The organism is Acinetobacter rudis (assembly GCF_031157835.1).
GTDB lineage: Bacteria > Pseudomonadota > Gammaproteobacteria > Pseudomonadales > Moraxellaceae > Acinetobacter > Acinetobacter rudis_A.
The window spans coordinates 1-9061 of record NZ_JAVIDR010000036.1; the positions used below are offsets into that span (position 1 = coordinate 1).

The following is a 9061-nucleotide window of genomic DNA, read 5'->3' on the forward strand; positions in this document are numbered from 1 at the left end:
TGGCTATTTGCATTATATGGTTGAAATTAGTTCTTCATCTAAATAATCATCACCGCCATATAATTCAACCAAGGTTGGAATATAAGCGCCATATTCCAACTTAGTATTCTCTTGCTTGGTTGGAAATGCAGTTAAACCCTCATAACCTTCGGTTGATTCTAATGAAGATGATTGAGTCTTTAAAGTTGTAATAGATCGAGCCACCTTGTTATATAACATTTTTGCTCGAAGCACCTCAAAGGTATATCCTCGCCCCATTCGATTTGCGACTCTTGTAATACCATTATGCCCCTCAGTATAAGCATTGGTAATTCTTATTGGCGCATCCCAATAGGTGAATATATCCTCAAAGTTATTATTCACAGTTTTAGCAACGTCACGGAAAGACTTTAAATATTTGGGAATACTGCTTTCCCATTCATGAAACCTTTGTATGGCATCGTCTTTGGTTGTTGCTTCATAAATATTATAAAACTGCTCTTTGAGGTCATAAGCTTCCTTAAATTCAGGATGCCATTTTTCTAAATTTCCTAAAATTCTTTGTTGATCTTCGGTCAATGAATTTGGTCGTCTAAGCAGTATCCACCGTAAATGTTTTTTCATATTCAGTCGGGCATCACGGTCCAAACTACTTTGTAAAGCTTTACGTTCAGTGTCTAAAGCTTCACTTGCCATTCTCACTACATGAAACTTATCAATAACCAACTTGGCATTTGGTAGGTGCAGACGGAATGACTTTTTGAAGGGTCGCCACATATCACTACAAATCCATTCTACTTTTTCTGCATCAGGCAGTTTGGCGAAGTATGGTATCAATGTATCTTGAGTTCTTTCAGGCAACATATCATATAAGCTGTTCATAGCAAGGTTGGTGATGACACAGCGATATGTTCCCATCAATTTAAGTTCATCAATACCCATAATCGTTGGAGTTTCAAACTTAATATCTCGTTCTAATTCCTCCACGAAATCGAGCGTAATGTTTTTAATGGTGTTCACGACTACACCCGTATCTTCGGCAAGCTGCGTAAAGGTTCGATCTAAGCAACGCTTGCGTACTTGCTGAATCAGCCGATGGGTCGCTCTACGTTTTTCATCCAAGAAGCTGAGTTGATGGGTAATCATGCTTTTGCATTCAGAACAGCGATAGCGTGTTCGTATCACCTCAATTTTTACTGGTTGCATCTGCAAAGGTGTATCAGCAAAATGATTGATACGCTGACCGTGCTTATATAAGCGTCCACCGCATTCAGGGCATGTTTCCAAATGCTCACCGCTTGGCTGTACGGTAATCATAATACAGCCATCTTCATTACGGTAATCTATCGGCTGTACACCTTCCAGTTGCAGAATATCAATCATGCCCATACTCCGTTATGTTAGACGATGCACATCAATGGTTTCACCATCTTTAAGCAATTTATACAGCACCTTGATCACGTTCTGCATCGCTTGTGCATCGGTCTTGAGCAATAATGCTGATAAGTCTTGATGTGAAGTTAGTGCTTGAATAATTGCACCTTTGGTTGCCGATGGTAGATTGCCTTGCAAGGCTGTGGATTCAGGATTATTTTCAATCTGAGCCATAACTACATCGTTATTTCGTAGAATAGTTACTAAATGATTGATGTACACCACCTGTTCTTCACGGGTAGAAATATCCCCAAAGGTCTGTGCAATCAGATCGATCACTTCTTTGAGATAAGTCATTTTGTTTGGCTGCAAGTCACCGTTCGCTGTGCCTTGGATGGGGACTAATGGTTGAGGTTCATCCGCTTCGGGATGATCGGTATCATCGGTTTTAAGTTTCTTTTTAAAGATGCCAAAGCCAGTCAGTACCAAGCCTGAAATATCAATTTCTTTAGCAGACATACCATTTAATCGTTTGGATAAGAGCTTGGTAAATGCCGAGAAGTTTTCAAGTTCAGGATCGCCAAAGTCAATAAGCTGTGCTACATAGGAATAAATACGGCTAAACTTATCCAAATTGCCTTTAAAGCGCATTAAAGTTTGTAATTCTACGTCCAATTGCTTGCGCTCAAATTCGGCTTTTTCCGCGCCTTCATCATTACCATCTGCTTTAGCCTGATCGAACGCTATTTCTTGTAGCTCAATCGCCTGTTTCAGCATTTTCAGTTTTTGGTTAAACAGGCGGGCGACACGATCGGTTGCTTTAAACAGGTCGGGATGTGTGGTTTCTTTGAAATCATGATTACTAATATCGCGGATAGTTTTAAAACGAGCTGCTTTAAACTCCTCCAAATCATCTTCGGTAATCAGATCAAGTTCTTCAATATTGTCTTTGATGGTATAAACCACATTCGGGTCTTGTACATCCACCATTTTTGCCCCGTTGTCGTACTTTTTGAAGCACTTTAAAATCCATTCAGGGTCATTCACAAAGTCAATCACAAAGGTTTGATCTTTGCCTGTGGTGGTACGGTTTAAGCGTGACAAGGTTTGTACCACTTCAACTTCATTGGCAATGACTTTATCAATGTACATGGCGCAGAGTTTGGGTTGGTCAAAGCCTGTTTGGAATTTATTCGCCACTACCATTAAGCGATATTCAGGGCGGTCAAATGCGATGCGTAAATCAGAATTAGGTGCATCGGCATTCATATTGGCTTCGGTAAATTCAGCATCTTCACCAACTTGAAATAGCGCCCCGTTTTCGCTATCACCATCTGCTTCATGGCTAATCTGTTTGCCCGTGAGCTTACCCGAAAATGCCACCAAGACACGGTAGGCACTGTATTCAGGGTTATCTTCAATATATTTTTCCAAGGCAATTTTATATCGTGCTGCCGCAGGGCGTGAACTGGTCACGATCATGGCTTTGGCTTGACCATTGAGCAAATTGGCAACATTGTGGTGAAAGTGTTGAATAATAAACTGCACCTTTTGCGTGACATTGGTCGCGTGTAAAGCCATCCAACGGGCTAAGGCTTTCTTGGCTGCTTTAGAATTGACTCGTTTATCATCGTCAACAGCTTCACCGCCGAGTTTAAAAGCTGTTTTATAAGGTACGTAGCCTTGCAGTACATCTAAAATGAAGCCTTCTTCAATGGCTTGACGTTGCGGATACAAATGAAAGGATTCAGGTAAATTGTCATCACTGGCAGGCTCACCATTTTTAGTGCGCCCAAACAGCATTTTAGTCGAGTGTTTTGGGGTTGCAGTAAAGGCAAAGTGACTGATGTTTTTAGACTGTACACGGGCTTTTTGAATTTGCTCAAGCAATTCCTCAACAGTCAGGTTAGCCATTGCTTCACCCGACTGCAATGCCAATGTCGCTTGCAGTTTAGATGCTGTTGAACCTGTTTGCGAAGTATGTGCTTCATCAATCACAATACCGTAGTTACGATCGCTTAAACTGGTATTGGTCAGAATCGCTTCCATCACATGCGGGAAAGTCTGAATGGTCACAATAATGATCTGTTTATTGGACAACAGTGCATCTTCAAGCTGTTTGCTTTTCGATTTGCCTGCATGTTCTTTGTCATCACGGTTAATTGCAGCAATTAAGCCTTTCTGATGATCTAATTGTTGAATGGCTTCCTGTAACTGGTCATCCAGTACCGTTCTGTCTGTCACCACAATGACGGAGTTATAAAACGGTGTACCGTCATTGTGACGCAAACGCACCAGTGAATGACACACCCAAGAAATCGTAGAGGTTTTACCTGAGCCTGCACTATGCTCACACAGATAATTCAGTCCTACGCCTTTTTCTTGCACATCGGCAATGATTTTATTCACCGCATCAAACTGGTGGTAACGCGGGAAGATCAGACGTTCCTGTACCGTCCAATTACCATATAGATCGACTTTGTTTTTCTTTTCCACATAGACAAAGTTATGGAAAATTTTCAGCCAATTATCACGTTGGCAGACATAATCCCAAAAATACGCCACTGGATAATCTTCACCTTTGGCTGAATCCGCAGGAGGATTGCCTGCATGTCCCTGATTACCTTTGTTAAACGGCAAGAAATAGGTGCTTTCACCATCTAAAGCCGTGGTCATAGCAATTTCAGATTCAGACAAAGCAAAATGCACAATTGCACCACGCTTGGGTGTCAGCAATGGCTCTTTACGTCTTGTTTTAGGGTCTATCGGCTTACGGTCATTTTTATACTGCTCAATGGCATCTTCTAAAGACTGGTTAAACTCAGTCTTAATTTCCACCGTTGCCATTGGCAAGCCATTAATAAAGAACACAAGGTCCAAAATGCCTGCGTCTTTGGATGGATGATATTTAAGTTGTGGGACAACCCGCAGAATATTGGCGTTATAGCGGTCAATGACGGCTTGATTGCGTCCATCTTCGGGTGCGCTTTCACTGAGGTCGATTGTGCCTGCGCCCGCCATGCTAAAGCCATTACGAAAGATATGGATTGTGCCTTTCTTATTCAGTTCATCATCCAAGCGGTCGATGATACGTTTTTCGGTATTACTACCATTCAGTGCTTGCAGTTTTTCCCACTTTTCAGGCTGTGTAACTTGAATCCATGTAATTAAATCTTCGGGATAGAGTGCATATTCGGTATGATAATTTTTACTTTGCCCAACCACCCAACCTTGCGCTTGCAGTTTTTGCACAATATAGGCTTCTAAGTGGCTTTCGTAATGGGCTTTGTCTGCCAAAATATTCATGCGATTCCCCTAATTTTTAATTCTGTTGTAATGCGTGTTGCCAAAACGGGGCTTGATGCCATAACTCAGGCATTCCCATATTGGCTTTAGATAGTGTTTGCTAAAAAATTCATGCGCCAAACTCCCTTACGTCAATTTTGCCTGTAACTGCATGAGAGATAATCGAAGCTCGGTATTCTTTGAGTTTGTCGATAAGTTGATTTTGCTTTTCAATAAGAGTATCTATTTTAGAGTTTTCTATCTCTAGGTGATTAACAATCCCTTGTTGTTCGACTAATGGTGGAAGAACTACATCAACAATTCCTATTAGATCAGAGCTAATATTAGGAAAATTATCAGTTAGACCCACTCCTAGCATACGAATATTAGTTTGAAATCCATGACTAGAAACTAGGTAAAACACAAATTGCTTTATTGCGTAAGATGTTATATCAAGTCTACCTACACGTTGATTAATTAGAGCAAAACTTAACTCTTTAGGTAAAAGACCAACTTTCCCTAAACTTGCACCCGTCATGCAAAATATCAAATCCCCAGTATAAGCAGAGAATTGGTTAAAAACTTTTTTAGTACAGCTATTAACATAGACCATTTTATCAGTTGAAATAGATTTATCTTGAATATTTGAAATTCGAATTACTGGATAATTACCTTCTTCAAAAAAATCATCACTTGAAAATGCAAATCCACCTTTACACCAAAATAATCTTTTGGATTTCACCACTTCCCAATGCTCAGGTACATCACCTAACCATTCCACACCACTGTCTTTCATCGGTGCATTAGGGTTTAAACCTTTGGTCACGGCATGAGAAATAATCGACTTACGCTGTTCTTCCAAAAGCTCAATTAACTTTTCTTGCTTGGCAATCAGGTTGTCAATTCGGGTGGTTTCGGTGTCGAGGAATGCAACGATTTTTTGTTGTTCATCTAAAGAAGGAAGCAATAAGTCAATATGGGTAAATGCTTCGCTCTCCAAATCCCATTGATTAACTCGTATCCCTTTTGAATAGTTTTTATAACTTTGAATGTAATACGCAGAACGAATCAGAAAATGAATATATTTTGAGTGATATTCAGCTTTAGGTTGGTAAATATAATATGCAGGGCTAACAATACCTCTTAACTCAGAGATAGCAATAGAGCCTTGCCATGCTTTCATTTTATTGATGACAAGATCATTTGCACATACAAGCTGATAAGGAGTTAAATCTTCTGATGCTCTATTATGATTATCATCCCTACTATCTTTAGGAATAACACCATAATCACGGTAAACAGAAAGTAAGCGTTCAGTTGGAAAGTTAGTCCTTTTAATACGCTTAAATAAACTCCAAATAGGTTTTTGTTGCCAATGCTCAGGTACATCACCTAACCATTCCACACCACTTGGTTTATAACTTGGGTATTGCTTAAACTGCATCTTTAAACCTCCCCAAGCAATTGCGCCACTTCGGCAGACAGCTCTTTAATTTCAGCCATAATCTCATTCGGATGGCGTGGCTGCTCAAACACATAAAAATAACGGTTAAAGTTAATTTCATAACCCACCACACCAACTTGACCGTCTTTGGCATCGGTATAAGTGGTATCAACTACTGCATCAGGCGCATGAGAAAGTACCTCTTTGGTCATATACGCAGCAATATCTTGATTTAGCGGTATGTTCTCATAGTCGGTGAGTTCACTATCCATTTGCACTTCACCATTAATTTTAACGGCCTCGGCATCAGGATTTTGCAACCCAAACGCAGCGATCAAAGCATTTTTTAAACCTTTGCTGATTTTGCTGAGTGGTAGGTTTTTCAAAAATGACGCTTCAAACCAAGCATAATCTTTCGATTCGCCGAACTGCTGTTCAATATAAGCCGATACTGAATTTTGGTCGCTGTCTGATAACTTGCCAAATTCTTTAGATGCTTTAAATAATTCAAGTTTTTCAGCATCAAATTGCAGATCAATGCGTAGAGGACGCAAGACTTTTACTCGGCGATAGCCAAAATCGGTATAGTCAAAGATTTTACTCACCGAACTTTCTTCAAAATCGGCATAAATACGGCTAATTTCATCAATCGAATTTTGGTCAATAAACTTGCGCTTATTACCTTCGTTTTTGCGCATAGATGAACCCATAGCAGTTGCATCAATGAGCTGTACTTTGCCTTTGCGCTGTTCAGGTTTACGGTTTGAGATTAACCAAATATAGGTTCCAATACCTGTACGGAAGAAAATATCAGTCGGTAATGCAACAATTGCTTCAAGATAATCATTTTCTAAAATGAAGCGTCTAATCTCCGACTCGCCTGAGCCTGCACCACCGTTAAACAATGGTGAACCTGATAGCACAATCGCACCACGACCACCACCATTTTCAGGCAGTTCTAGTTTGGAAATTAGATTTTGCAAAAACAGCATAGAACCATCGCTTGCTTTAGGTAAACCCGCACCAAAACGCCCATTTGAGCCTTTTTCTTTATGCTCTAATTGAACTGCACTAGCATCTTTCGCCCAAGACATGCCGAAAGGTGGGTTGGAGCATTGATAATGGAAACGCTGCCCTGCAAATAAGTCGTTACTGAGGGTACTGCCCAATTTAATATTTTGCGATAAATCACGGCTTGGGTCAGATTCTAGTTTTTTTAGCAGCATTGAACCCAATGCGACAGCATGAGTTTCAGGCTGTAATTCCTGTCCGTGGGGTACAAGTACAGGAGCAACTTTATAGCGGTCCTTAAAACCGTCTACATAGTTCATCATGTCAGTTAAAAAGCCCGATGTACCGCACGTTTGATCATAAATGGTACGGATTAAACCATTCTTTTGTTCAAATAGTTCATTATCAGGCTCAAGCAATAAAGTCGCTGCCAAATGCACAATATCGCGCGGGGTCATAAAGTCCTCTGACCCCGTACCGACTTCTGCACCAAATCTTGCAATCAAATGTTCATAGACATTACTCATGGTACGGTCAGGAACAACATTCGGATGTAAGTCGATGGCAGCGAAGTTGTTGCAAATGCGTAGCAGTAAATTCGCTTTAGAAAGCTTATTGATTGTTGTATTGAAATCAAACTGTTCAAAGATTACACGCACGTTTTCAGAAAAATTGGAAATGTAATCTTCAAGGTTGGCTTTAGTTTTTGTACCGCCTAAATTGGAAAGGTTATAGGTTGATTTGTTATAGAACGGATTGCCGCTTACGTTAGTAAGAATATCGTCAAGCGCCATCCCTTGATCTTTGAATTGCTCATAAGTATTGAGAACAGCATCTTTCGTTGGCTCAAGTACACATTCTAAACGTCTTAATACCGTAAAGGGCAAAATGATTTTACCGAACTCTGTATGCGGAAAATCCCCCCAAAGATCATTCGCATTGTTCCAAATAAAACTTGCCAGTGTCGATTCGGTATTGTTTGGTGCAGAAGCCATTTTGTTTTTCAACCTTATTTTGCAATAGCTAAATATTATGCAATAAACGTAAATTTTTCAACCTTGAAATGCAATATTTAAAAATTTCAAATCTGACTACTTTTTTATTTCATAATAAAGACTTAATGTTAAAATTTATCACAGGATAATCATTAGGCTTGGTGTGAGATGCCAAATAAGCAAGAAAAAATGACAGCATTTGGACAGTTTCGTATCTTAAAAATTGGAACAAAGTATATTCAAGCTGAACTGATCGGTAGTGTAAAAAATTATCAAGCCCAACTTGTCAAAAATACCGTACTAGCAGATATAGAAATAGGTGCAACCATTTTTCTGCGAGTAAATGATCAATCTACTCAAAACAGATACGGCACTAAAGTTCAGTTTGAACCAATTGAGCTTTTAACTGACCAAGCTGAAATTGAGAAATACATTTTGGCTGACAGGAAGCGAGTAGCAGAAATTTACATTCAAGCAGCACAAGAAAATTTGGATAAAGGTTGGTATAGCGGTGATGCCATAGATAAGGCACTATTTTTTAGCGCAAGCCATCCAACTTATAAACCAATCAATATTGAGCTACGCAACAGACGACTCAAAAATATCATTCATGCTTGTTGTAATTATCAGCACAAAACAACAGCACACTTCATTCATTTGTGTCGAGCAACTATAGATATGTACAAAGATGAACAACGATTGAGTGATTTGGAATTGAGCCAGTTTGAACAAAGCATCATTAAGATTCAATCCGATTTGAATTTATCAGAAGAAAATGCTCAACAAAAAGCAAATGAATATTTGAGTCAACTAAAAGGATTATTAAAAAGCTAAATTCACTTTCAACCTTATAATGCAAATTTTAAAAATGATTAGCTCAAGTAGTTTCAACCTTAGATTGCAAAATTAGAGTTTGTTAAGTTAAAAAATAAGGTGAGATTTAAAAAAATCCCACCTTAAAATGCAAATAGCC

General features: G+C 39.3%; 5 protein-coding genes. 1 reads left to right on the top strand and 4 read right to left on the bottom strand.

Going from position 1 to position 9061, the window contains the following annotated elements:
* Positions 1 to 12 precede the first annotated feature (12 nt).
* The 4 genes from RFH42_RS16550 to RFH42_RS16565 form a co-directional block, all read right to left on the bottom strand.
* On the bottom strand, positions 13 to 1362 hold the full coding sequence (locus tag RFH42_RS16550; RefSeq protein ID WP_308977027.1) for an ISL3 family transposase: 1350 nt from the start codon (positions 1360 to 1362) through the stop codon (positions 13 to 15).
* Positions 1363 to 1374: 12 nt separating this feature from the next.
* The gene (locus RFH42_RS16555) at positions 1375 to 4659 is read right to left on the bottom strand and encodes a type I restriction endonuclease subunit R (protein WP_308977029.1); all 3285 of its coding nucleotides are present in this window, start codon (positions 4657 to 4659) and stop codon (positions 1375 to 1377) included.
* Positions 4660 to 4768: 109 nt separating this feature from the next.
* A complete protein-coding gene (locus RFH42_RS16560; protein ID WP_308977030.1) occupies positions 4769 to 6082 on the bottom strand; it encodes a restriction endonuclease subunit S in 1314 nt (437 codons plus the stop codon).
* A gap of 2 nt (positions 6083 to 6084) precedes the next feature.
* Entirely contained in the window at positions 6085 to 8088 is a 2004-nt protein-coding gene (locus RFH42_RS16565) for a type I restriction-modification system subunit M (RefSeq protein WP_308977031.1), read from the bottom strand.
* A 168-nt stretch (positions 8089 to 8256) separates the two neighbouring features.
* On the opposite strand from RFH42_RS16565, the gene RFH42_RS16570 reads away from it, so the two are divergent.
* Positions 8257 to 8922 carry a hypothetical protein gene (locus RFH42_RS16570; RefSeq protein WP_308977032.1) on the top strand — a complete coding sequence of 222 codons (666 nt, stop codon included), beginning with the start codon at positions 8257 to 8259 and terminating at the stop codon, positions 8920 to 8922.
* The last annotated feature ends 139 nt before the right edge of the window (positions 8923 to 9061 follow it).